Raw genomic sequence first — 25642 nt, 5'->3', positions numbered from 1 at the left:
ATGGTAAAGTTTCTCATACATAAGCCTATAGCTGTATTGATGACCACTCTTGGAGTGCTTATCCTTGGGCTGTATGCTTTTGGTTTTATTCCTGTGTCGCTAATGCCAGATATCGATATTCCTGAAATTACAGTACAGGTATCTTCGGAAAACATGTCTGCAAGACAATTAGAAGATGCTGTGGTAAAACCACTGCGTAGAAATTTAATGCAGTTGAGTCACTTAAAAGACATTAAAAGCGAAACGAATAACGAAACAGGTGTTATACGATTGCGATTTAACCACGGTACAAAAATAGATTATTCTTTTATAGAAGTTAACGAAAAGATAGATCGCGAAATGGGCAACTTTCCTAAAAACATAAAACGCCCCAAAGTCATAAAAGCAAGTGCCACAGACATTCCTGTGTTTTATTTAAGCATGACGTTAAAAGAAGAAAAAAAACAATTCACTTCCAATAAAGATTTATATCCTGTATCTCAAGAATTTATAGACTTTAATCGCTTTACCAATCAGGTAATTCGCAAGCGTATAGAACAAGTTAATGAAGTGGCTATGGTCGATGTAAGTGGATTGGTATCTCCAGAAATATTAATCATTCCAGATACTAATAAACTCACTGCTTTAGGTATTAGTTTAGATGAATTAGAATCCAATATAAAAAAATACGATCTCGAAATAGGAAGCTTACTCATTAAAGATAGTCAATACCAATACGATGTACGTTTAGGGAATACCTTAAATAATATTCAAGAAATTAAAGAAATTTATATTCGTAAAAACAATAGAGTTTATCAATTAAAAGAACTAGCAGAAGTTTTAGAACACCCACAAAAACGAACAGGCCTTGTTTTGTCTGATGGTAAAGAAGCCGTTACTATGGCCATCATTAAACAAAGTGATGCTCGAATGGGAGACCTAAAAAAAGCTTTAAATAAACAGCTAGAGTATTTTAAAAACGATTACCCTAATATCGATTTTACAATCACTAGAGACCAAACTGCATTGCTAGATTATGCCATTAGCAATCTCTTTCAAAGTTTGCTATGGGGTATGCTTTTGGCCTTTGGAATTATGTTTTTGTTTCTTAAGAATGTAAAATCTCCGTTGTTAATAGGTATTACGATTCCAACATCTATTATTGTTTGTTTGCTTTTTTTTCAACTATTAAACATCTCTATTAATATTATTTCTTTATCGGGTTTAGTACTTGGTATCGGTTTAATGATAGACAATTCTATTATCGTTATTGATAATATCACGCAATTTAGAGAAATGGGTTTTACCCTTAATAAAGCCTGTGTAAAAGGTACCAACGAAGTAATTAAACCATTATTAAGTTCTGCCTTAACTACCTGTGCCGTATTTTTACCATTAGTGTTTTTAAGTGGTATTAGTGGAGCATTATTTTATGATCAGGCTATGGCTATAAGCATAGGTTTATTTGCTTCATTTTTTGTTTCTATTACTTTATTGCCAGTACTGTTTCGCTTATTTCATTTACGTAAAAATACTAAAGACGGGCGTATTACACGTTTTCTTACCAAAACAAATACACTAGATTATTCCGCTTTATATGAAAAAGGATTTCGCTGGGTTATGCGCAAACAGAAGCTCTCATGGAGTATCTGTATTATTTTACTTTTATTAACTTTTGGTTTATTTACGCTATTGCCAAAAACACAAATGCCTCATTTTACCAAAACCGAAACACTGTTAAAAATAGACTGGAACAAACAAATACATGTAGAAGAGAATAAAAAACGTCTCTTAGATTTATTGAATCCTATAAGAGATGATTTATTGAACCAGACAGCATTAGTAGGAAATCAACAATTTTTACTTGATAAAAGTACCGAGGCAAGGGCTTCAGAAACTACCTTGTATTTTAAATGTAAAACCCCCGAAGAATTAGAAAAAATTAAAATAGCATTAAGTAATGCTATTAAAAAGAATTACCCATCATCTTTATATGAATATAAAGATGTAGATAACATATTTAATCTTATTTTTTCTGATGAAGAAACCTCTTTAATAGCTCGCTTACGAAATGTCGAAAATTTAGGAAGAAGCCAAAATAATGAGTTAAAAAAAATATGGTATAAAGTACAACAAGGTTTAGAAAATATAGAACTTAAACCCATTGTTTGGCAAGATTATTTAACCTTGGTAGCCAATCAAGAAAAATTAATAACCTATGGTGTAAGTGCCAATAACATATTTAATACTTTAAAAAGTGCTTTTAATGAACGAGAGATTTTATCCATTACCGATAATCAAAACTTTGTTCCCGTAATTTTAGGAGGGGCTTCAAAACAAATTAATAATATTTTAAGTGAAACGACAGTGGTTTCGAAAGACAGTGCTGTATTTCATATAAAAGATTTTGTTAAAGTTGTACCTTCAAATGACCTAAAAACAATCAAAGGAGGTACAGAAGGTGAGTATTACCCATTAGAGTTGCAAGTAAAAGAGCATCAAATAGATAGAACTATAGCCAATATAAAAGAAGTAGTTCATAAAAATCCTTGGTATGATGTGAGTTTTTCTGGAAGCTATTTTAGCAATCAAGAATTAATGAGCGAGTTAAAAATCGTACTCCTTATTTCTTTAATATTACTCTATTTTATTTTAGCATCTCAATTCGAATCTTTCACGTTACCAATTATTATTTTATTAGAAGTACCTTTAGATTTAGCAGGAGCATTCCTTTTTTTAAAACTTTTTGGAATGAGTATTAATCTAATGTCTATGATTGGTATTGTGGTAATGAGCGGTATTATTATTAACGATTCTATTTTAAAAATAGATACCATTATTCAATTACAACGTCAAGGGTACTCCCTAATAAAAGCCTTACTTGTAGCTGGGCAGCGCCGTTTAAAACCTATTTTAATGACAAGTTTAACCACCATACTAGCACTTACTCCCTTATTATTTTCAAGTGGTTTAGGTGCCGAATTGCAAGCTCCTTTAGCTATTGCCTTAATTGGTGGTATGTTATTAGGTACATTAGTTAGCCTATATTTTATACCACTTTGTTATTATTATCTTGCTAAACTTAAAACCCATGTTAAAAAATAATCGTTTTAGTAAAAATAAAATGTTCGTTCGAGTAGTCTCTATAAGTCTTTGGGTGATATCGAAAACAGGTATTTTAAATATTAAAACTAGTAGAGTTAGTACTATAAAAATTTCGATAATGGTTTTTATGATGCTAAGTTACGTCTCATTAGTAGCTCAAGAACCTGTAAATTTAGAGCAACTCAAACAAAAAATCTCTTTAAATGAAGTTTTAAAACTCGCAAGTCAAAACTCGTTAGACGCCTTTAAATCTAAACGCAAATATGGTGTTAGTTACTGGCAATTTCGCTCGTTTAAATCGAGTTTATTGCCAAAAATTAATTTCGAAACTCGCCCTTTTACCTTTAATAGAGCATTGGTTAAACGTTACGATTCCGAGCAGAATGTAGATGTATTTAGGTTACAGCAAAATTTAAGTTCTTACGCAAATGTATCTTTAACCCAAGATATTCGCTCTACAGGAACAAGTCTATTTATTAATTCTAGTTTCGATAGGATTGTAAATTCTGGAACTTCGGAGATAGAAAACTATAGTGCAACCCCCATACGAATTGGACTCATTCAGCCTATTATGGCATACAACCGTTTTAAATGGGAAAAGAAAACAGCTCCCTTACAATACCAAAAAGCAAAACAAGAGTTTATTTACGAACAACAAACCATTAACCTTAAAACTATCGACTTCTTTTTTAACTGGGCTTTAGCTAGCAAAAAAGTAGAGATTGCACAAGAGAATAAAACCTCTGCAGAAAAACTATTTAAAATTGGAAAAAAACGCTACGACATAGGGGCCATAGAACGAGACGATTTACTTAATTTAGAAATGGATGTTTATAACGCCAATACCAACCTTACCCAAAATCAACAAAGTTTGCAAAAGGCAGAAGCCGCACTTAAATTGTATTTAAGAGATGTTTTACCCAGTAACACTATTCCAGAGTTGCCAGATCTAATAACCAATATACAAATAGATATTAATGAGGCTACGCAATATGCCAAAGCAAATAATCCAGAGCTTATCGACCTAAAATTGCGACAAGTAGAAGCTTTACGTGATTTAGATAAAGCGATTAAAGATAACCGATTCGATTTATCGATAACAGCTAGTTATGGGTTAAACCAACAAGCCAATACCTTTAGAGACGCCTATAGTAACTTGTTAAACCAACAAATGGTATCTGTAAACTTTAGCATTCCTATTCTAGATTGGGGAGAACGTAAAGGCAATATAAAAACAGCTAGAATGAACAAAGACGTCGCTGAAATAGAATTACAACAAGACGAGGATAAGTTTAAACAAGATATTACCCAAAAAGTAATTGATTTTAATTTACAAAAAGATTTAGTAGAAGGCGCTTTAAGAACTAGCGAAATAGCTAGAGAATCTTATAAAATTACCGAAAAACGATTTTTATTAGGAAATTTAGATTATTTACGATTAACCGCTTCAAGACAAGCATGGCAGTCTGCAACAGAACGTTATATACAAAGTTTATTAAATTATTGGAAATTATATTATCAGGTGCAGCAACTAACACTTTACGATTTTATAAACAATAGAACTATTGAACAAAATTTCGATATTATTTTAAATGATTAAAAAAGAGGCCGTCTTAAAAGTATTGGAATTTGTCATTTCGGTTGTAATGGAGAAATGTTACGTATTGATTTTTAGTGTTTTATGTTTTTTTGATTTCGCTCAAAATAACAGCTAAATTTACTTTTAAGACAGTTTCAATTGTGCTAACATTCTTTATTTTTAACAAGAATGTTTAAGAGAACAAGTATAGAATTAGTAGTAGTATTTAAAAAAATAAAATGATTCTTTTTAAAAATAAAAATATATTAAAATATCTCATCATTTTATTTTTGCTTTTTATCATTGGGCTATGGTGGTTTGCCATCATTCTATTAATTGGTACTTTATTGTACTGTATGGTTTTTAAATTGTTAAAAGTTATTAAATATGTGCTTTTAAAAAAGATAGCAAAAAGTATTTTTTTATTTCTTTTTATATTCCTTACTGCGATTTGCATTAAATTACTAATGCTCGATATTTATAAAATACCAAGTTCTTCTATGAATGATACACTATATACAAATGATGTTATTCTAGTAAACAAGCTAAAATACGGTCCTAAATTACCTCGTTCACCTTTTGATATTCCTTGGTTGAACATAGCATTTTATTTTAATGACAAGGCTAAAAAAAGAATAAAAGAAAATTGGTGGAAGTATCATCGGTTATCTGGTTATTCTCGTATTAAAAACGGAGATGTTCTAGTATATGAATATTTTAGCAAAAACAACTTTTTTGTAAAACGATGTGTTGGTATTGCCGGAGATACATTAGCAATTAAAGATGGACAAATTTTTATAAACAGTAAACTACAGAATTTTTCTAATAACATAAGAAACACTTATCGCTTTAAAATAACCAACAAAAAACAGTTTAATAAAGACATAGACCGTTTAGAAATAGATCAATTGATAGGTAAAGATTTAGAGAACTTAACTTTTTTTAAAAGCTCTTTAAAAAGAGGAGATTACGATAAGTTAAAGAAATTACCATATATAAGCAACTTACAACAAATAATAGCATCTTTTGACCCAAAAGATGGCTTATTTGCGAAACCCCAAGACAATCTTTGGACAAAAGATAATTTAGGTCCCATTGTAATACCTAAAAAAGGTACAACTATAACACTAAATACCTTTAATTTCAACGTATATAGCACGGCTATAAACAGTCACGAAAAAGAGGTTCAAATAAAACATAAAAATGGCCAATTTATCATCAACGGAAAAGAAGTTACAACTTATACATTTCAACAAAATTATTATTTTATGATGGGAGACCATAGAAATGGCTCATACGATTCTCGTTTCGTTGGTTTTATTCCTGAAGAGAAGGTCGTAGGCAAAGTACAGTGTATATTGTGGTCTAATTACCAAGATGAATTTCAATGGAGCCGATTATTTAAAAGTGTTAATTAAATTGTTATGAAACGAAAAATATCTTCATTTACGATTCTTACCATTTTCATTAGCCTATCCATTATAGGGGCAAGTTTAATTCCTTTATTAAGCGTACAACTTACCCCAACTCGTAGTAATAAATCGCTTAGTGTTTATTTTGGTTGGCATGAGGCTTCTGCAAAAGTGATGGAGCAAGAAGTCACTTCAAAATTAGAAGGTATGTTTAATACAGTTCGCGGTATTAAAAGCATTAGTTCCACATCACGAAAAGGTAGTGGTTCTATTTCTATGGATTTTAAAAAGTTTGTAGATATGGACGCTGTACGTTTTGAAGTGGCCAATCTTATTCGGCAAGGCTATTCAGAACTACCAGAAGGTGTAAGTTATCCTTCCCTGTCTAAAAGTACAGCCAATGAAAACACTTCTCCTATCGTATCCTACAGCATTAATGCCAATGAAAGTCCATATTATATAAAGAAGTTTACTAAAAATAACATCCTGCCTAAATTAACAACAATAAAAGGGGTAAATAAAGTAAATGTATATGGAGCAGCACCCTTTGAGTGGGTAATAGAGTATAATGCCAAAAATTATACCAGCTAAATATATCTGTTGGTGAAATACAAAATGCTATTGGCACTTATTTAAAAAAACAAGAATTAGGAAATGCTTTAATCCAATCTAAAAACAGTAAAGTAAATCAAGAAATTTCGTTGGTATTGGCACATAAACCAGAAGGTGAAATCGATTGGAACCATATCCCCATCAAAAAACAAACAATCGCATTATCTATTTAAAAAATCTTGCCAAAGTTAACTATAAAGAAGGCAAGGTAAATGCCTACTATCGCATTAATGGACTTAATACAGTAAATATGGCAATCTATGCAGAGAAAGATGTAAACACGATAGATTTGGCTAAAACCGTAAAAACCATTGTCGATGATTTAAAAAAAGAAATGCCCGCGGGCTACACCATAAAAATGACTCAAGATACTACCGAGTTTATTATAAAAGAGTTACAAAAAATACAAAAACGTACCCTATTTTCATTTTTAATTCTATTGGTGTTAATTGTCTTAATTAATAGAAGCATTAAGTATTTAACCGTATTATTTTTAAGCATTATTACCAACCTACTTATTGCTGTTATTTTCTATTATACCTTTAATGTACAATTACAATTGTACTCTTTTGCAGGCATAACTATTTCTTTTGGAATTATTATAGACAATAGTATTATAATGATTGACCACTTGCGGAATAAAGGCAATAAAAAAGCCTTTTTAGCAATTTTAGCAGCTACTTTAACCACCATAGGAGCATTAATGGTTATATTTCTATTAGAAGAAAACCAAAGATTAAATTTATGGGATTTTGCATTAGTTATTGCTATTAATATTGGCGTTTCTTTATTAGTCTCTTTGTATTATGTGCCTGCGTTGCTAGAAAAAATAAATTTACAGAAAAAGCGAGTACATTTTTCCAGAAAAAGAAAACGTCGTATCTATAAATTTACAAAAAGCTATATGAATCTTATAAATTGGATGCAAAAACCTAAATTTAAATGGGCTTTTGTGACATTATTTATTTTAGGTTTTGGATTGCCTATTCATTTATTACCAAAGGAATTAGAAGGAGATAATGTTTGGGCTAAATTATATAATAACACTTTAGGTACAGAATGGTATAATGTAGAACTACGTTCTAGTTTAGAAAAGATTTTAGGTGGCTCATTACGATTATTTACTGAAGATGTTTTTGAAAATTCGTATTATAATGAACCCGAACGCACTACTCTTCGTGTAACTGGGAGTATGCCAGATGGCTGTACCATAGAACAATTAAATGATGTGATTCTAAAAATGGAAAATTATATAGGACGTTTTGATGAAATATCCTTATATGAAACACGAATTAACAATGCAAAAAGTTCCAGTATTACCATTCATTTTAAAGAAGATTTTGAATTTGGTGCTTTCCCATACACTTTAAAAAGCATGCTAGAATCTAAAGTAATTAGTTTAGGAGGGTTAGATTGGTCTGTAAGTGGTGTGGGGCGAGGTTTTTCTAACGCTTTAGGAACAGGTTATAAAAACAACCGTATAGAGTTAGAAGGCTATAATTATGATAATTTATATGGTTATGCAGAATTACTCAAACAACAATTAGAAACGAATTCTAATGGTCGAGTAAAAGAGGTCGAAATAACAACTGGTGGTTGGGGTAGTAACACCCTTAATGAATATTATTTAGATTTTAACCAAGAACGATTGGCAATGGCTAATGTATCTCAAAACCAACTGTATTGGTATTTAAAAAATCAAATGCATTCGGGAAACATTACCTCCATCGTTAAAGACCATGAGTTACAGCAAGTAAAATTGGTTTCCGATAAGTATCAAAAATTTAATGTGTGGGATTTAAAAAATACTCCAATTCCTATTAATAATAAACAGTATAAGTTAAATCAATTAGCTTCTATTAAAAAAAGAAAAACAGGTAATACGATCCAAAAAAATAATCAACAATACCGTTTAACAGTTGCTTATGACTTTTTAGGAACACATCCTTTAGCAAAAAAAGTAAGAGAACACAATGTAGAAGAAATAAGAACGAAGTTACCAATAGGCTATCGTATTTTAGAACAATCTTATAGAGGGTGGAATAAAAAAGGCTCGAAGCAGTACTATTATCTTTTTGTTGTTATTTTTATCATTTTCTTTATTTGTAGTATTTTATTAGAATCTTTAAAACAACCCTTTGCAATTATAAGCATGATTCCCTTGTCTTTTATAGGGGTGTTTTTAACCTTTTACCTTTTTGATTTTAATTTCGATCAAGGTGGTTATGCTTCGTTTATTTTGTTATGTGGTATTAGTGTAAATTCTGCCTTATTTATTATTAACGACTATAATAATTTAAAAAGACAATATCCAAAAAGAAATACACAGCAACTGTATTTTAAAGCTTTTAATTATAAAATCATACCTGTTATTTTAACCATAGTATCTACAATCGTTGGATTAATTCCTTTTGTTTGGCATGGACAAAAGGAAGCTTTTTGGTTTTCGTTTGCAGTAGGTTCTATAGGTGGTTTAATTTTTTCTTTAATCGGAATATATTTTTATTTACCAATGTTTAGTTTAAAAAATAAATTAAAATAGAAATGGTATTGTATAAAAAGAGGCTGTCACAAAAGTAAATGTAACTGTTATTTTAAACGAAGTCGAAAAAATATAAGACGCTGAAAATTCAGTAATTAACATTTTTGCATTACAGTCGAAACGACAAATTTTAATACTTTCGAGACAGCTTCTTTTAATTAAGAGCCGATGGAGGGACTCGAACCCACGACCTGCTGATTACAAATCAGCTGCTCTAGCCAGCTGAGCTACATCGGCTTTTTATTTAACGAGCGCAAATAAAATACAAATTTTAAAATTGACCTAAATAAAGTTGATTTTTTTACATAAAAAAGCTTCAAAATTATTTTGAAGCTTTAATAACAAGAAGAATAAATTACATTGTATAGAAAAATTGCTCGTTGGCAATTTTTCCATCCTGTACTTCAAAAACGCAAAGTTCGTCCATTTGTTGCCTTCCTCTGCTTTTAAATGTTACATCGAAACTCATTTTACTAGAAAAATGATTGTCTGCAACTACTGGCTCAGAAATTTCGCTGCTATGAAACTCTACCACATCTTCTAACCATTGTTTGCTTTTTTCAAAAACATTTTGTTTACCGGTAACAACTTCACTATTAGGAAGGCCTGGCATTTCTCTACTAACTACATTGTCTGCATACAATTCATTAATGCATTCTAAATTTTTTCCTTCTTGGCACATTTGGCGCCATTTGTTTGCAACTTCTAAAGTGTTCATAATTTTTATGTTTTGGTTTGACTTTAAATTTAAGAAAATTATTTTAATGCCTCTTTATAAGTTTTTAAACAACGTTCTCTTGCTTCTTTATGGTTTACCATTTCTTTCGCATACCCTAGTTCTTGAAATTCGGGCACCCATTTTTTTATGTATGCCAAATCTTTATCGAACTTTTTAATTTGCGTTGTGGGGTTAAAAATTCTAAAATAAGGCGAAGCATCTACACCAGAACCTGCAACCCATTGCCAATTGCCCACATTGCTAGCCATTTCGTAATCGTGTAATTTTTCGGCAAAGTAGGCTTCTCCCCACCTCCAATCGATTAACAAATGTTTGCATAAAAAACTACCTACCAACATTCTTACTCTGTTGTGCATAAACCCCGTTTTGTTTAATTGACGCATTCCTGCATCTACTAGAGGATAACCTGTTTGTCCTTCGCACCATTTTTTAAATTCATCTTCGTTATTTCTCCATTCGATTCTATCGTATTTAGCTTTAAAAGCTTTTTTGTGAGTATGAGGAAAATGCCATAAAATTTGCATAAAAAATTCTCGCCAAATTAATTCTTGCCAAAAAATCTCATTTTTTTCTGCAGTAGCTTTTTTAATTATTTTTCGAATACTCACTGTTCCAAATCGTAAATGAGGTCCTAATTTTGAGGTGGCATCTTTTGCTGGAAAATTACGTGTGTCTTCGTAGTTTTGAATTAAAGTAGGTGTAACATCGTAATCTTTAATTTTTTGTTTGGATTTGGTACAACCTAAATCAGCTAGCGAAACATTGGGTAAACGTGTGTTTTTTACCAAGTTTTTTAAGAAAGAATTGGTATAGTAAATATCTAAATTATAGGTTTTAAACTGCTCTTTCCACACTTTCATATAAGGTGTGTAAACTACGTATGGTTCGCCATCTTTTTTTACAACTTCGTCTTTTTCGAAAATTACCTGATCTTTAAAAGTCTTAAAATTAATGTTATTATTGGCTAATAATTTTTCTATTTCTTCGTCTCTTTTTGTTGCATAAGGTTCGTAATCTCGGTTTGTAAAAACGGTATCTACTTTGTAATTTTTTATTAATTTTTTATAAATATTTTTTGGTGTTCCATAATAAATAGCCAAACTACTGTCGTTTTCGTCTTGTAATGTTTTTCTCATTTTTTGCAATTCATCAAAAATAAAAGTAACTCTGGCATCGTTTTTTGGCAATTTGTCTAAAATATTTTCATCAAAAATAAAAATAGGAAGTACAGGGAAATCACTTTTTAAAGCGTTGTAAAAACCGATATTATCATCTAATCTTAAATCTCTTCGAAACCAAAAAATGTTTATTTTGTTTTTCATTTATGCAATTTTTTATTCAGTTTTAATGGGGAATTGTGGTAGTTACACAATTTTATGTCATATATCAAAAGTCGTAAAGCGACAGCGTTCTTATGTCTTATTTTTTGTATTCTCCAAAAAGTTCTACCAATTTTTTTGTCTGTATTCAAAGATTTCTTCTAATTTTGGTTTTACTAAAAACGGATGTGCCATTTGCCCTAAAAAGCCCATAGGAACTTTGTAATCTATAACATCTTCCATTTCTATACCACCATTAATTTCTTTGATAAAGTGTTTGTGATGCCATAAAGCATAAGGTCCAAAACGTTGTTCATCTACAAAATATTCTTTGTCTTTTACATGCGTAATTTCTGTGACCCATTTTGTTTTTATCCCTAAAATTGGAGTTACAATATACTGAATTATTTGTCCAGGAAACATAGGTCTGTCTGCACCAGAAAGAATATCGAAACTCATATAATCTGGTGTAATTGTTTTTAAATTCTTTGGATTTGATAAGAATTCCCAACCTTTTTCCAATGAAATTGGTAACTTTTGTTTTTTATGAAGCGTATATATTTTCATTTTAATTGTGTATAAAAACATAAAGATTTAAGGAAGTTGCAATGCACAACCAAATCATGTAAGGGAGTAACAAATATTTATAATTTTTTACTTTAGCACTTAGTTTAAAGAAGTAATAAAAGAGGAGGGAAGTTAATAGAGTAATGGTTATCAACCCGAATAAAACCAAATGCTGATTGAAGAAAATATAATTCCAGCTGACATTCAATATAAATTGAAAAAGAAAAACAAGTTTCGTTTTTTGGGTATTTTCTTCAGAAAAAAGTTTGCCTAAATATATTGAAAAGCAAATCATAATCAAGGTCCAAGCTACCCCAAAAACCCAACCTGGAGGTGTCCAAGGAGCTTTGTTTAAGTTAAGGTACCAATCTGTCATTGGTCCATTTTCCATCAACCAATTTCCAATGGCCAATCCACCAAAATTAATGATTAAAAATAAGATGGTAAGCTTTAATTGTTTCATTTTTAGAAGTTTAGTAGTTTTGTTTTTTTTAATAAATTCTCGGCTTGTAAATGTTTTTAATTACTATCTGTTCTATGAAAAAGGTTTCAGTTAAAAACTTATTGTGAAGTAAAACCACATTTACAAGTAAAATATATTTTTTTTGTATTCAGATAAATCAATAGCTTTTTTTTTGTAAACTATTAATTTTAATATCGTAGCTATTGGTCCATCTATTTTAAATTTTAAAACTGACAATTCCGCAGTCTAATTCGAAAATTTGTCCAGAAATAGATGTTGCTTTGTCAGAAATTAAGAAAGTTGCCAAATCTGCAACTTCAGCAGGCTGTAAGAATTTTTTAAGAGGATGACGTTCTGTGATATTTTCTACCATACGTTCGTTTCTTAAAAGTTTAGAGGCCAATGCTGTGTTTGTAACTGTAGGTGCAATTGCATTTACACGAATTGTTGGTGCAAATTCTGCCCCTAAAGATTTTGTTAAGCCTTCTACAGCAGATTTTGCAGCAGCTACACTCGCGTGAAAAGGCATGCCCAATTTGGCAGCAACTGTACTAAATAATAAAATATTAGGGTTGCTTCCTTTTTTTAATGAAGGTAAATAATGCTGAATTGCTTTTACAGCACCAACAACGTTAATTTCGAAATCGTTTCTAAAGTCTTCTAACTTTAATCTCGAAATTGGTTTTAAGTTAATACTTCCAGGACAATAAATTAAAGCGTCTATAGTTTCAATATCTGGTAAAGCATCTTTTAAAATATTGCAATTATGATGAGTGAGATTAGTGTGAGGCTGCAAAGGAGCAGATCTACTGATGTTAATAACTTCGTTTTTTTCAACTAAAGCATTTACAATGGCGTTTCCAATTCCTTTGCTTCCTCCAATAACTACTATTTTTCTCATAATGCTTTTAAGGTCTTCCTTTCAAGCGTTTTTCAATTTTTTGTTTTACCACTGTTAAACGCTTCATTAAATCCATTAATTCTGGATCTTTGTCTTTTTTATATTCTTCGTTAAGCTCTAATACTAAAGCTTTTACTTCTCTTGATGCTAAAATTCTATCACTTGTAGTTTTAAATGAGAATTTTCTATTTTCAAATTCTACGGCCTTTTCTTTTAATGTCATTATAATATGTATTCGATTTTTTTTCTAATTTTCGAATATAATTATAATTGTTAGAAAAGCAAGTAAAAAGTGAATTTATTATGCAGTTAAAGGTTTTCCCTTTAAACGTTTCTCGATTCTTTGCTTAATTACAGTAAGTCTTTTCATAATATCCATAATTTTTTCGTCTTTGTTTTTTTTGTAAATTTCGTTTAAACTTAAAACTAAATTCTTTGCTTCTCTTGCCGCCATAATGCGATCGCTGGTGGTTGGAAATCTCATTTTTCTTGTTTCGAATTCCAAGGCTTTTTCCATTAATTCTTTCATAATTAGTACTTTAATGTATTTTGTAATTCTGCTATTTTTTCTTGATTGTTAAATTTTCCTCCAAAATAAGAAGTAACTGTTGAAGAGGTATCGTCTTTTATTCCTCTTGAAGAAACACATAAATGTTTTGCATCAATAATTACGGCAACGTCTTCTGTATTTAAAATTGCTTTTAATTCTTCTGCAATTTGGTTGGTTAATCTTTCTTGAACTTGAGGTCTTTTTGCATAATATTGTACAATTCTGTTCAATTTAGAAAGACCAATTACTTTTCCTGAAGAAATGTAAGCAACGTGAGCTTTACCAATAATTGGTACAAAATGATGTTCGCAATTCGAATAAAAAGTAATATTCTTTTCTACCAACATTTGGTTGTATTGGTATTTATTATCAAACAAAGCAACTTTTGGCTTATTTGCAGGATTTAAACCGCTAAATATTTCTTCAATATACATTTTGGCAACTCTTTTTGGAGTACCTTGTAAAGAATCGTCTGTTAAATCCAACCCCATTACATCCATTATTTCTGAAAATAAATGAGCAATTTTTTCTTTTTTTTCTTCATCAGAAATTTCAAACGCATTTGGTTTCATTGGAGTTTCTAAACCTGTAAATAAATGGTCGTCTCCAACTTCTTCAAATGAAAAGCCGTTTAATTTTTCTGAAAATTCTTTTTCTTTTGTTATTACTTCTGTAATCATTTTTTGTCTTTTTTATGTGCTGTCTTTAAGTACTCTAACCTTAAAAGCAAAGCACGATTTTTATCTTTTTGCTATAGAGTTGTTTGATATTTGTTTTTGTCTAGAACATTTGAATCTGCCTTTTTCAAAGGTTCTTAATTTTTCGTGTTTCGTTTTTCTTCCTTGTACTCTTTTTCGCCACATTTTAAAGCTTTTTGGCTTCATTTCTCTTCGCATTAAATCGATAACTTCTTGTTCTTTTAAACCAAACTGAAACTGAATTGCTTCAAAAGTTGTTCTGTCTTCCCAAGCCATTTCTATTATTCTATCAATTGCTATACCATCTAAAACCATTTCTTATCAATTTAATTTATAGTGTTATAAGACTCGTAATTCTTGTTGTTTTCGATTTTTAAATCCACTAGTTTTGCAATAAATTTTTTATTTTCTTTTAGTAGTTTGTTGTTTGTAAATCTCACAAAGTTGCCTTGGGCATGAATACTAAAACCATTTGTTTTATACATGTATAATTGATAAAAAGGAATTGCCCAACTGAAGTTTTTTAATCCTTTATTGATGTGAATAAGAATGCCTTTTTTTCTGATTTCGATATTCGCATAATTGATGTCGGAAACTGTATTCATTACATTTTTAAATCCTTGACTTACGTCTGTAACTACCATTCTTTTAGATCCTACACCTTTCATTTTTATAGCTTCTATAAAAGAATAACGTGCTCCAACTAAATCGTTTATTGTAGTTTCTGCATCTTTATTTGTATGTGTTGTATTAAAAATCACACTCAAAGATACATAAAATATATTTTTGTTTAACTATTTTTTAATATAGATAAACAAAAATTATAAAAGTATTAACAAAACCATCTTCTATTTGGGTTTAATAATTTGATTGTAAGGTGATTATTTTATACCATTTTATTACTACTTGTGATGGTGTGTTTTTTTAAAATTCTTCTGTTTTCTGCTATAACATCAGGATTGTCTTTCATTTTCCAAAGAATTTCAGTGGCTTTTTTACGAGTCAAATTAATATCTACAATTGTTTTTGGGTAGTTTTTACCTAAATGGAAATTATTAAATTGCTCATCTAAAGAGGTCATTAAATATGGTTCATGAATAAATGCAGTTGGTAAATTTGCTAATTCTGGAACCCATTTTTTAATAAAAGCAACATCTTCATCATGCTCTTTACTGTTTTTAATTGGGTTGTAAATGCGGAGTGTATCTAAACCAGTTTCACCAGAGTTCATTTGTAATTGAGGAAAATGAATTCCAGGTTCAAAATCTAAAAACATTTGCGATAAATGTTTGCTAGCATCTTGCCAAGGTTGCCATAAAATATGTGTAAAAAATGAAACTAATAGTGCGCGCATTCTAAAATTTAAATAACCAGTTTCATTTAAGCAGCGCATACTTGCATCTACTAAAGGGAAACCTGTTTGTCCGGTTTTCCAAGCTTCTTGATATTTTTCTGAGATACTTTTTTTTAATTTTCTAAAACCTTTATTTAAACTAGCTTTTTCCATGGTATGTTCCATTTCAAACTTTTGAATAAAATGAGCTTGCCATCTTAAACGAGATATAAAAGCATCTAAATGTTTTTATTGTTATTGTTTTTAGCTTCGTTTGCTTTTTGAAATATTTGTCTTATGGAAACATTTCCCCAAGAAATATAAGGTGACAGTCTGCTACAGCTTTCTCTTGCCAAAGCTGGTTTTGAAATGTGAAACATGTATTGTTTGTGCCTTGTTTCAAAAAAAGTATTGGCATATTTCCAAGCTGTTTTTGTGCCTCCTTTTTGAAATTTTTTTGAAGGAGTTGTTTGTAAATCAACAACAGTAAACCCTTTTTTTAAATTGGCAATTTCTGCTGACGATACTAGTTTTTCTGTTTTAAAATTTATTTTTATTTGATTGGCATTCATGTATTCTTCCCAATGATCAAACCAATCTTCTCTATTTAATAAACCTCTTAAAATCGCATTGTTTTTATTTTCTTTCCATTTAACCTGAATTATGCAATAGATGATTTAAAATTTTGTATAAACGCTTATGATTATTAGCTTTATAGCGAATTTAACACATAACCCAAATGGTTAATCTCCCTATTGAGTATTCAAGTAAGAAAGTCACCCCTTTTGGAGGGATGAGCTTAATGAAGCGTTTTATTGATCAAACAGAAATTAGAGAACAACTAGCACAATTAGATTTACCTCAACCAAGCTCTAATGCAGGTTATAATCCTGCACATATAACTGAAGCTTTTTGGTTGAGTATTTGGACAGGAGCTTCTCGTTATATCCATTGTGATTGGTTACGTTATGATAGCACATTGCAAGATATTTTTGGATGGAATCGTATGCCATCACAAAGTACCTATAGTCGTTTTTTTGGCAAGTTTTCTCAAAAGCGCAATACAGAAGTATTTCCAAAGTTGCAACATTGGTTTTTCAAGCAATTAGATGTTGACAACTTAACTATAGATTTTGATAGCACAGTTATTACAAGATATGGAGAGCAACAAGGTAGCGCAAAAGGTTATAATCCCAATAAAAAAGGCAGGAACTCACATCACCCATTAATGGCCTTTGTAAGCCAAACCAGAATGGTTGCCAATGCTTGGTTAAGACCAGGCAATACAGCAGATAGTAGTAGCTGTAAAGAGTTTATGGAAGAAACCTTCAATGAAGCTTTAAAGGACAAAAGAGTTGGTTTAGTTCGTGCAGATAGTGGTTTTTACACACAAGATTTATTAGATTATCTAGAAGGCAAACAACTCAATTACATTATGGCAGCACGTATGTACCCAAATATAAAAAATGCAGTTTGGGGTTTGGATAATTGGATAGAACTCACAAAAGGAATTGAGCTTAATGAGATGATTTTTAACCATACAGATGGTAAGTCAAGGCGCTATATTGTCATAAAAAAGAAAGTAGAAGATCGTCCAAAAGCAGCTGGAAAATTACTTTTTGATGATCTGCCTGGTTATCGTTTTAGTTGCTATGTAACCAATCTAGATTTACCGCTAGACCAAGTTTGGAATATCTACAACACCAGAGCTGATTGTGAAAACAGAATCAAAGAACTCAAAGAAGACTTTGGATTAGATAACTTTTGTTTAAAGGATTTTTGGGCAACTGAGGCTTCCTTTAGATTCATTATGGTGGCTTATAACCTAATGAGTTTGTTTAGACATTTTGCCTTAAATCATCATAATCGAGCAACTTTAAAAACCCTAAAAGTCTATTGCTTTGCATTAGGAGCTTGGACAGTAAATCATGCTAACAGAAAGGTCTTAAAGATTGCTTTAAACACTAAAAAAAGACCTTGGATGGATGGCTTATTCTCCCAAATTAATGATTTAAGTCCTCCTTTTGTGTATTCCTAATGCATAATGCGGGTTTAATGGAGTTGTTTCTACAAAATCGTGCAAAATCTTTATCTCTATTGTATGTTAGTAACAAACCTGTTTCTTGATGCGAAAAAACAGTATTTATTTTATAGGTGTTTAAAAGTTGATTAAATGTGGTATTTATTTCTGATGAAACACATAGTATTTCTGAGTCATATTTTTTTAAATCTTCATTTAAATCTACTAAAGATTGTTTTATAAAATTCCAATGACGCTCACTATAGTGAATGTCATCTTGTAGTGATTTTTCAAAAACGTATATAAAAAGAACTCTTTTTTTTGAGGCCAGCGCATTGTAAATCGCTTCGTTATCCTGAATTCTTAAATCGCGTTTAAACCAAACAATATTTATTTCTTCTCTGTTACTCATGGTCTAATTGATTTAAAAATAATTTAGCGTTTTCGAAATGTGCTTCTTTTTTATCTTGATTCATTTTGTCGAAAGTTCTTATTAGCATTCCCAATCTTGGGTTGCTTAAAAAGAAATCTCTGTGCTTGTCCATAAAAGTCCAGAACAAACCATCCCAAGTTTTTTGCCAATCGCCTTTTTTGTAATTGCTCATTTTCATGATGTAATTACTACTACTTATATAAGGTTTGGTACTCATTAATCCTCCATCTGCAAATAAACTCATTCCATAAACATTGGGTACCATAACCCAATCGTAAGCATCAATAAAAAGTTCCATAAACCATTGGTAAACTTCATCTGGGTCAAACTCACACAAGACCATAAAATTCCCTAAAATCATTAAGCGTTCTATGTGATGTGCGTAAGCAGTTTTATTTACTTTTTTAATCACATCGTCTATAGGTTGAATGCCAGTTGTACCATCATAAAAAGATTTTGGTATTTTTCTACTGAATTTCCAGAAGTTTTTGGTGCGTTCTTCAGTTCCTTTTACTTCGTAAACACCTCTTATAAATTCTCGCCAACCTAAAATTTGACGCACAAAACCTTCTGTAGAATTTATAGGAACATCATTTTTTTTTGAAAATTCTATAGCTTGGTCAATAACATATTTTGGATTTAATAAACCTATATTTATTAAAGGAGATAATAAACTGTGATTCAAAAAATGTTCTTCTCTAACAATTGCATCTTCATAAGCACCAAATTCGTGAAAACGTACTTCAAAAAATTGTTGTAACCACTCTTGGGCAGATTTATAATCGATAGGATACACTAAAAATTCGTTTAGTTTTCCGTAGTTTTTTGAGAAGTTTTCATTTACATATTTTGTAGCTTCTTTGTGATATTTATTTTGCGCAGGAAACTGAATTATTGGAGGTGTTTTTGTCTTCGGATATTTCTTTCTGTTTTCATCATCAAAAGTTAATTTACCACCAACATGGTTTTTTCCATCCATTAAAATATCTCTATTTTTTCTTTCACTTTTATAAAATGAAGTCTGGAAAAATTTCTTTTTTGTAGGTTTAAAAAAAGTTGATAACTCTTCTTTTGTATTGATAAATAAAGGATTATCGTAACAAATTAATTCTAAATCTTCTTTAGATTGATGAATATGTTTTTCTAACCAATTGTCTGTTGGGTCGATAATGTGGATTTTAGAAACACCGTCTTTTGATAATTTTGGGAGTAATTTTCGAACATCACTCAACTCATTTTTAGCCTCTATATAACTTACTTTTTTTCCTTTTTCGGTTAAAAAGTCCGCATAAGATTTCATACTTGCTCTGTGAAAAGCAATTTTTTGTTGATGAAATTTATACTGATTGAAAAACAAATATTCTTCAACTATAATAATATCATCCACTTTAGCTAATACTTTGGAAGTTTTAAAAAGTTGATGCGGAAAAATAATATGTATTTCATTTGATTTCATAAAAAATAATGTTTTCTATTCAATAGTTTTTAATGTGATTAAATTTTGTCAGGTCGAGCGCAGTCGAGATCTAATTTAAAATTCAAATAACTTAAAAAAACCTCTCGACTGCGCTCGAGGAGACACTAATTTTAATAACCTTAAAACAAGGTTTTTTGCAACCATAATTTTCTAAACTTATGATTCGCATCATAACGTTCTGCTTGTAATTTTGTGTTGAATTTTCGATCTCTTGGGTCATTTCCAACACCAGCAACATACATCCAGTTTCCATAATTACTATGCACATCGCAATCTATTAACAACGATTCGAAATAAGCAGCGCCAATTCGCCAATCTTGTAGTAATTCTTTGGCAAAATATGAGGCAACATTTTGTCTTCCTCTGTTGCTCATCCAGCCAGTTTCTTTTAGTTCTATCATGTTGGCGTTTACAAAATCGTCTTCTGTTTTTCCATCAATCCATTTTTGAATAATTTCTAAATCGGTATTCCAATGATATTCTTTTTCTAAAACTCCACCAATTTTAAAGATTTTTGAATGATACTTTAAGGAAATGTATTTAAAATAGTCTCTCCAAATCAATTCAAAAATTACCCAATAAGTAGATTGATTTGCGCCAAATTCAGCTTCAAATTCTTTCATTTTCCAATAAATAGTTTTTGCTGAAATACTTCCGTTTGCTAACCAAGCAGAAAATTTTGTACTATAATCTGTACCAACTAAACCGTTTCTGGTTTTTTTATAAAAAGCAACTTTTTTAGTTTCAAAAAAGTAATTGTTTAGTCTTTCTAATGCCGAATTTTCGCCACTGGAAAAAGGGAAAGCAGTTTTTTCGTTTTTTTTAAAATTTTGAAAACCTAACTCTGTTAAAGTTGGAATTTTTGTGTTATTTTCAATTAAATTAGTATCCGAGAGCTTTTGAGTAGTATTCAATTCTTGAATTTTCACTTTTTTTTCTAACTTTTTTCTGAATTGTGTAAATACATTCGGAATTTTAGAAAAATCTGTTACAACTGTATTTGGATGATATAAAAACTGGTCATAATCTTCGATAAAAGAAACATTTTCAGGTAACGTATTCTTTATTAAATTATTGGTATCAACTTCTTCTTTTGTCCATTCTTTTTGAGTGTATATGGTGTCAATAGAAAATTCGCTACAAATTGCATGAATTTTATCTTCTGGAGCATCAGAATAGGTAAGGAGTATAATGTTTACATCAGAAAGATTTTTTTGTAAATCGGTAATTGTTTCAATTAAAAACTTTGCTCTAAATTTTCCAGTTTTTTGGAACCCAAACTCATCAATTTTAAAATATTTTGGATCAAAAAAATAAACTGCAATTACGTTCTTATGATTTTCTGTTGCTTTTTTTAAAGAGATATTGTCATTTACTCGTAAATTATTACGAAACCAAACTAAACCTGTTTTTTCTTGTTTCTCCTGCATTTTTCGCTACAATATTTTACTTCTTCCCAATTTTTTTCCCATTTTTTTCGCCAAGTAAATGGTTTCTCACAAACCAAGCATATTTTTTCAGGAAGATGTTGTTTTTTCAAAACTACTTGTTAATGTTGTTTATCATTCCATTAAATACAAACCAATGGAAAGGCATTACTGCATACCAATACAATCTACCAGCCAATCCATGAGGTCTAAAAGTGGCGGTTTGATATAAAATATCGTTTTCGATTTTAAACTCTAGCCAGGCTTCTCCTGGTAAAATCATTTCTGCATAGAGTAGGAGTTTGCCTTTTTCTTTATCAGCATAAATAACTCGCCAAAAATCTAAAGCGTCTCCAGCATAAAGTTCTGTTGGGTGTCTTCTTCCTCTTCGTAAACCTGCACCACCAAAAATTTGATCTATAAATCCTCTTATTTTCCATAAAAAGGTTCCATAATACCAGCCAGTATCTCCACCAATTGCCCAAATTTTATTTAAGGTTCGTTCTTTATTTGTTACTTTTCTCTTTTTAAAATCTTTAAAACAACCATATTCTGGAACATTGATAAACTCGTGTACATAATTTTTTAACTTACCACTGCTTACATAAGAATCTTTCCAACTAGAAACGATGCTATTTTGCTCAATTTTTTTGAAGGCCAATTTTACAGCTTTCTTGTATGTCATTGGGTTTACGTCCAAAATTTTATTAATGTCACTCTTTTTTCCTATAACTTCTACACCCATAGAATTTACCAAAGAACTCGCTAATTTATAAGAAGTAGATGTTACGAAATACAACCAATAAGAAGATAGTTTAGGTGTCATTACAGGAACTGTAATGATGGTTCTCTTTAGTTTTCTTACGTCTGCGAATTGTAATAACATTTCTTTATAAGTCAATATTTCTGGACCAAAAATGTCGTAAGAAGTGTTGTATAATTCTTTTTTACCAAGCGCCTTGTGTAAAAATGATAATACATCTCTAATGGCTAAGGGTTGTGTTTTGGTATTTAGCCATTTGGGGGCAATCATTGCGGGTAGTTTTTCAACCAAATCTCTAATAATTTCAAAGGAAGAACTTCCAGAACCCACAATTATACCTGCTTTAAAGGTGGTTAACGCGTATTTGTTAGAAGCTAAGGTGTTTTCGACATTTTTTCTTGATAATAAATGTTTAGACAGTTTGGTGTCGTTTGTAATTCCGCTTAAATAAATGGTTTGTTTTAAGTTTGTTGTTTTTGCAAATCGTTTAAAATTGAAAGCGCATTTTTTTTCTAAAATATGAAATTCTTTGGCAGAATTAGACATCGAATGAATTAAATAATAAGCAATATCGATATCTTTTGGTATGTTTTTTAGGCTGTCTGCATCTAAAAAATCGGCTTCAACAAGAATTATATTTTCTTTTTCTTTGAAGTAATTTTCGGCTCTTTTAAAGTCTCTAACAGGGCAAACAACACTGTGTCCATCATTTAATAATAAAGGAATTAATCTTTTACCAATGTAACCAGTTGCTCCTGTAACAAGAATTTTCATAGCGTTTATAGTTATTTTTTGGGTCTCTGGTATGGCAATTGCTTCTTAAATTGTGGAATTGCATAGGTGTCTAAACCGTTGATAGTTGCCACGTTTGCCAACGATAAGTTTACCAAACCATCATCTTGTAAAAGCGCATCTTTTATATACAATTCTTCAATTTGAGAAACGATAAGCATCACATCATTCGAGGGTACATAAATTTCTTCAATAAATTTCATACTCATTTGAACAGGACTGTTTTTTACAAAAGGTGCTTTAAAGTTTCCTTTATATTCTTCTTTTAAATTGGTCTTATCAAATTCTGATATTTCTTCTGGATATTTTGCTGAAGTATGATGCGCGTCTTCAATAATATCTTCAAAAATATGGTTGATGGTAAAAAACCCGGTTTCTTTTATGTTCTTGTACGTATTTCTAGGAACCGTGGTTGGTCTTAAAATAAAGCCCAAAGTTGGCGGATTGGAGCCTAAGTGTGTTACAGAGCTAAAAATGGCAACATTGGGTTTACCATCTGTAGAAATAGAACCCAAAAGATTTGCAGATTTAAAACCAGAGCAACTATTTATTAAATTTATTTTATAAATTTTGTCTAATCGATCGATGTTTTTTCTATTGAAAAATGCCATTATAGAGATTTGTAGTTATCGATTTTTATGTTTTTTGCCTTTAAATCGTGCATTAAATTATACAAACCAAAAAAGGTTCTGTTGATGTAAATAAAGTGTTTAGAGCCTCTATTTCCATTCATGTTTTTTTAACTCTGTACTTTTAGAATATTTTGCACCTAATTCAGAAAGCTTTCCGAAAAATACTTCGTCAGAAAAATCGAAAGTTTCTTGGTGGAAAGGTTGCGTAAAAAGGCTTAACATTTCGTGAAACATGGCTTTAAAAAAGATAAGTTCTTCTTTAGAATCTTCTTTTTTTAAAATTTCTAATTCGTATAATTTTTGTTCAAAATATGCTGCATTTGCTAAGTTTTCTTTTTTTGATAATTCAAAATAAGGAACATAAAAATCGTTAGGAATGGTTTTCATACATCCAAAATCAATTACAATCAACTCATTTTCTGGAGAAATTAAGAAATTTCCAGGATGCGGATCTGCATGTACTTTTTGTAAGTTATGAATTTGAAACATGTAAAAATCCCACAGAGCTTGACCTAATTTATTGGCAACTTCTTGGTTTTTAAATTTAAATTCAGATAAGTGTACACCATTCATCCAATCCATCGTAATAATTCTGTCTGAAGATAATTCTGGATAATAATTAGGAAAATTTAAATTTGGTATATGTTTACAAGCATCTACAATTGCTTTACTTTGCTCAACTTCTAAAACATAGTTGGTTTCTTCAACCAATTTGTTTTCAACCTCTTTAAAATATTTATCGGAATCTTTTCCTCTAATATTAAACATTTTAATGGCAATAGGTTTTACCAAAGCCAAATCGGATGCGATGCTTTCTGCAACTCCAGGATACTGAATTTTAACCGCCAGTTTTTTGCCATCTTTTTCGGCTTTATGCACCTGACCAATGCTTGCGGCATTTACAGAAACAGTATCGAATTTATCGTAAATCTCATTCGGATTTTTACCAAAATATTTTTTGAAAGTTTTTGTAACTAAAGCAGGAGATAGTGGTGGTACAGAAAATTGAGATAGTGAAAACTTTTCTACATAAGCTTGTGGCAAAATGCTTTTTTCCATGCTTAACATTTGGGCTACTTTTAAGGCACTTCCTTTTAATTTTTTTAAGCCATCGTAAATATCTTCTGCATTATTTTCATTTAATCTTGCTTTGGCTTCAACTTCTGTTTTGGTAATTTTATCTCCATAATATTTTAAATAATTTACGCCTATTTTTGCACCTGTAGTTACTAATTTACTGGCGCGTTGCATTTTTGATGTTGGTATGGAATCTATGGTTTTCATGGCTTTTTATTTAGTAGAAATTCACTTTTTCTTTTAAAATGAATTTTCCAAAATCGATGATGCTTTTTAAGGGTTTTATATCCATTAAATCGAAACGAGCATTGATTGACTTTTCAATAAAAATATCTGTTTTTTCGAAAGATGGAGAAGTATCATCTAACCAAAACTTTAAAGTTATTAATAAATGCATCCACGAAGATTCTTTGATAGAAGTATTTTGAATTTTCTCTAATGTTTCTTGTTTTAATTCAATTCTTTCAATATTTAAATCTTCAACAAATTGGGTGTATTGTTTACGTAAGTTCTTTAAAGATTTTAATTTTTTAATATCTTTTTTACTATCTTCTAGTGCATAAACCACGTAACTTCTGTTTGCTGTTAATATTTCAAAAAAGGTGAAATAGAAAATGAGTAGCTTATTTCTAGCATCATAATTCTCAAACTCTTCGCTTTTATGTAAAATCTTTATGGTATGATGGAAGAATTCTGAAAAAATTGCTTCTTCAATAGCTTCAAAAGAACCATAAAATTTGTAGAAATCACTTTCTTCAAAATTATTTTCTTTTGCAAAACTAAAAACGGATTTTGGTTGATGGTTGTTTTCAAGTACAAACTCCATGTACCAATTAATTAACTGATCTTTTGTGATGTTTTTTTTTCGAGCCATAATATAGAATTTATGTAAAGATACGAATGTTTAATAAAATTAATAAATTGTTAAACAATAATATTTTGTTAAATTGATTTTATTCGGGGCATTTTAAATGATTAGTGGTATAAAAAAAACCAAGAACGGCTGTTCTTGGTTTTTTGAGTTATTTTTATTGTAAAAGTCTTTTAAAATCCTGTACCAGGAGCTTCTGGGCTTTGTGCTTGGGCTTTCTGTGGATTTAAAATCATATAGGTGCCTAATGCAGTTAAGGCTGCGTATTTTCCGTAATTACCAATCTTTTTAAGAGCATCTTTACGAGAAATTTTTTCGTTTTTTTGTTTGTTATTTATATGTTTCTTCATG

25 protein-coding genes, 1 tRNA gene and 2 pseudogenes are annotated in these 25642 nt (G+C 30.3%); 6 read left to right on the top strand and 22 right to left on the bottom strand.

Features of this window, described 5'->3' with window-relative positions; all coding sequences use genetic code 11:
* From JL193_RS04445 to JL193_RS04425, 5 genes are all read left to right on the top strand, one after another.
* Entirely contained in the window at positions 1-3084 is a 3084-nt protein-coding gene (locus JL193_RS04445; RefSeq protein WP_207972672.1) for an efflux RND transporter permease subunit, read from the top strand.
* On the top strand, positions 3071-4684 hold the full coding sequence (locus JL193_RS04440) for a TolC family protein (protein ID WP_207972671.1): 1614 nt from the start codon (positions 3071-3073) through the stop codon (positions 4682-4684). Before JL193_RS04445 ends, JL193_RS04440 begins: the two co-directional genes overlap by 14 nt.
* Positions 4685-4902: 218 nt before the next feature.
* Entirely contained in the window at positions 4903-6081 is a 1179-nt protein-coding gene (gene lepB / locus JL193_RS04435; protein ID WP_207972670.1) for a signal peptidase I, read from the top strand.
* 6 nt (positions 6082-6087) lie between these two features.
* A complete protein-coding gene (locus JL193_RS04430) occupies positions 6088-6666 on the top strand; it encodes an efflux RND transporter permease subunit (protein WP_207972669.1) in 579 nt (192 codons plus the stop codon).
* A 145-nt stretch (positions 6667-6811) separates the two neighbouring features.
* Positions 6812-9229 carry an efflux RND transporter permease subunit gene (locus JL193_RS04425; RefSeq protein WP_207972668.1) on the top strand — a complete coding sequence of 806 codons (2418 nt, stop codon included), beginning with the start codon at positions 6812-6814 and terminating at the stop codon, positions 9227-9229.
* A gap of 163 nt (positions 9230-9392) precedes the next feature.
* Here the strand turns inward: JL193_RS04425 and JL193_RS04420 are convergent.
* From JL193_RS04420 to JL193_RS17120, 13 genes and pseudogenes are all read right to left on the bottom strand, one after another.
* Positions 9393-9466, bottom strand: a tRNA-Thr gene (locus tag JL193_RS04420).
* A 118-nt stretch (positions 9467-9584) separates the two neighbouring features.
* Positions 9585-9947, bottom strand: coding sequence for a SnoaL-like domain-containing protein (locus JL193_RS04415; protein WP_207972667.1), 363 nt, complete (start codon positions 9945-9947; stop codon positions 9585-9587).
* Between the two features lie 38 nt (positions 9948-9985).
* Positions 9986-11290, bottom strand: coding sequence for a cryptochrome/photolyase family protein (locus JL193_RS04410; protein WP_207972666.1), 1305 nt, complete (start codon positions 11288-11290; stop codon positions 9986-9988).
* Between the two features lie 97 nt (positions 11291-11387).
* Positions 11388-11854: pseudogene (locus tag JL193_RS04405) on the bottom strand (SRPBCC family protein).
* Position 11855: 1 nt separating this feature from the next.
* Positions 11856-12317, bottom strand: a complete 462-nt coding sequence (locus JL193_RS04400) for a TspO/MBR family protein (protein ID WP_207972664.1) — start codon at positions 12315-12317, stop codon at positions 11856-11858.
* Between the two features lie 217 nt (positions 12318-12534).
* Positions 12535-13218, bottom strand: coding sequence for an SDR family NAD(P)-dependent oxidoreductase (locus tag JL193_RS04395; RefSeq protein WP_207972663.1), 684 nt, complete (start codon positions 13216-13218; stop codon positions 12535-12537).
* A gap of 7 nt (positions 13219-13225) precedes the next feature.
* On the bottom strand, positions 13226-13441 hold the full coding sequence (locus tag JL193_RS04390) for a hypothetical protein (RefSeq protein ID WP_207972662.1): 216 nt from the start codon (positions 13439-13441) through the stop codon (positions 13226-13228).
* 78 nt (positions 13442-13519) lie between these two features.
* Entirely contained in the window at positions 13520-13747 is a 228-nt protein-coding gene (locus tag JL193_RS04385; RefSeq protein WP_207972661.1) for a hypothetical protein, read from the bottom strand.
* A 2-nt stretch (positions 13748-13749) separates the two neighbouring features.
* Entirely contained in the window at positions 13750-14448 is a 699-nt protein-coding gene (gene folE / locus JL193_RS04380; RefSeq protein WP_207972660.1) for a GTP cyclohydrolase I FolE, read from the bottom strand.
* Between the two features lie 60 nt (positions 14449-14508).
* Positions 14509-14781 carry a TIGR03643 family protein gene (locus JL193_RS04375; RefSeq protein ID WP_207972659.1) on the bottom strand — a complete coding sequence of 91 codons (273 nt, stop codon included), beginning with the start codon at positions 14779-14781 and terminating at the stop codon, positions 14509-14511.
* Between the two features lie 11 nt (positions 14782-14792).
* Entirely contained in the window at positions 14793-15227 is a 435-nt protein-coding gene (locus JL193_RS04370; protein ID WP_207972658.1) for a hypothetical protein, read from the bottom strand.
* A 125-nt stretch (positions 15228-15352) separates the two neighbouring features.
* Entirely contained in the window at positions 15353-15985 is a 633-nt protein-coding gene (locus JL193_RS17125) for an FAD-binding domain-containing protein (protein WP_243456833.1), read from the bottom strand.
* A gap of 53 nt (positions 15986-16038) precedes the next feature.
* Complete coding sequence (locus JL193_RS17120) at positions 16039-16371, bottom strand: hypothetical protein (protein ID WP_243456832.1); 333 nt, start codon at positions 16369-16371, stop codon at positions 16039-16041.
* Between the two features lie 167 nt (positions 16372-16538).
* On the opposite strand from JL193_RS17120, the gene JL193_RS04360 reads away from it, so the two are divergent.
* Entirely contained in the window at positions 16539-17837 is a 1299-nt protein-coding gene (locus JL193_RS04360; protein WP_207971324.1) for an IS1380 family transposase, read from the top strand.
* On the opposite strand, the gene JL193_RS04355 is transcribed toward JL193_RS04360, so the two are convergent.
* From JL193_RS04355 to JL193_RS04315, 9 genes and pseudogenes are all read right to left on the bottom strand, one after another.
* Positions 17803-18231, bottom strand: a complete 429-nt coding sequence (locus JL193_RS04355) for a deoxyribodipyrimidine photo-lyase (protein WP_207972657.1) — start codon at positions 18229-18231, stop codon at positions 17803-17805. The two genes, JL193_RS04360 and JL193_RS04355, sit on opposite strands and share 35 nt — an antisense overlap.
* Positions 18224-19708: a cryptochrome/photolyase family protein gene (locus tag JL193_RS04350; RefSeq protein WP_207972656.1), complete on the bottom strand. Its 1485-nt coding sequence runs from the start codon at positions 19706-19708 to the stop codon at positions 18224-18226. Before JL193_RS04350 ends, JL193_RS04355 begins: the two co-directional genes overlap by 8 nt.
* 140 nt (positions 19709-19848) lie before the next feature.
* Positions 19849-21159: a DASH family cryptochrome gene (locus JL193_RS04345; RefSeq protein ID WP_207972655.1), complete on the bottom strand. Its 1311-nt coding sequence runs from the start codon at positions 21157-21159 to the stop codon at positions 19849-19851.
* Positions 21129-21269: a DUF2256 domain-containing protein gene (locus JL193_RS04340; protein ID WP_207972654.1), complete on the bottom strand. Its 141-nt coding sequence runs from the start codon at positions 21267-21269 to the stop codon at positions 21129-21131. Before JL193_RS04340 ends, JL193_RS04345 begins: the two co-directional genes overlap by 31 nt.
* A 2-nt stretch (positions 21270-21271) precedes the next feature.
* Positions 21272-22693 carry an SDR family oxidoreductase gene (locus tag JL193_RS04335; protein WP_207972653.1) on the bottom strand — a complete coding sequence of 474 codons (1422 nt, stop codon included), beginning with the start codon at positions 22691-22693 and terminating at the stop codon, positions 21272-21274.
* 11 nt (positions 22694-22704) lie between these two features.
* Entirely contained in the window at positions 22705-23322 is a 618-nt protein-coding gene (locus JL193_RS04330; RefSeq protein ID WP_207972652.1) for a flavin reductase family protein, read from the bottom strand.
* A pseudogene (locus tag JL193_RS04325) lies at positions 23322-24627 on the bottom strand (ABC1 kinase family protein). The gene JL193_RS04330 and the pseudogene JL193_RS04325 overlap by 1 nt, the downstream one beginning before the upstream one ends.
* Before the next feature lie 10 nt (positions 24628-24637).
* On the bottom strand, positions 24638-25294 hold the full coding sequence (locus JL193_RS04320; RefSeq protein WP_207972651.1) for a TetR family transcriptional regulator C-terminal domain-containing protein: 657 nt from the start codon (positions 25292-25294) through the stop codon (positions 24638-24640).
* Between the two features lie 170 nt (positions 25295-25464).
* Entirely contained in the window at positions 25465-25641 is a 177-nt protein-coding gene (locus JL193_RS04315) for a hypothetical protein (protein WP_207972650.1), read from the bottom strand.
* Position 25642: the final 1 nt, after the last annotated feature.

This window comes from Polaribacter batillariae (assembly GCF_017498485.1).
GTDB lineage: Bacteria > Bacteroidota > Bacteroidia > Flavobacteriales > Flavobacteriaceae > Polaribacter > Polaribacter batillariae.
The sequence above is the reverse complement of the archived record's forward strand: the minus strand, read 5'-3'. Positions and strand labels throughout refer to the sequence as shown.